The organism is Vibrio sp. 03_296 (assembly GCF_002265885.1).
The window spans coordinates 1-477 of record NZ_NPKW01001349.1 but is presented as its reverse complement, the minus strand read 5'-3'; the positions used below and the strand labels follow the sequence as shown (position 1 = coordinate 477).

1 protein-coding gene is annotated in these 477 nt (G+C 41.7%); it reads right to left on the bottom strand.

Annotated features, from left to right (window positions below):
- A partial coding sequence (locus CIK04_RS35995) for a DUF3265 domain-containing protein (RefSeq protein WP_142995065.1) occupies positions 1-122 on the bottom strand: 122 nt, incomplete at its 3' end.
- Positions 123-477 lie beyond the last annotated feature (355 nt).

Below are 477 nucleotides of genomic sequence, written 5' to 3'. Positions count from 1 at the left end.
TAACGCTGCGTTAAGGGGTGAATGCCGCCTAAAACAAGCTTCTGCAGACCACTTTCACCACCATAACTCACTGCAAACCAAAAATGCCACGCGGCATGAATCCCACTTAAACGCCTTGTTATGTTTAAGCCTCAAAGGGTTGAGTTTGCGATACCAAGAGCTTAACTCGACTTACCTTTGCAAACCAAAACCAGACGCTAAAAAGCTGAATTAAATCATAATTTTGAATGTTCTGACTTTGAGTTTTAACGTGGAAAACCGAAAAGCCGGGCTTTAACTTTGAAATCAAAATCACTTCACTCACCTCGCCTATACTCTGCATTTCAATGAGGCAACTCTCTGAATTTTTAGCGCCCACGAATTGGAGTCCAGAAAACAGCGACCACTGAAGTTAACCTGCCGACAAGACCAAAATTAGAAAGCCGAGAATGCAAAGAAAAGATGCAACCAACTGATTTTACGTGATTAAACATAACG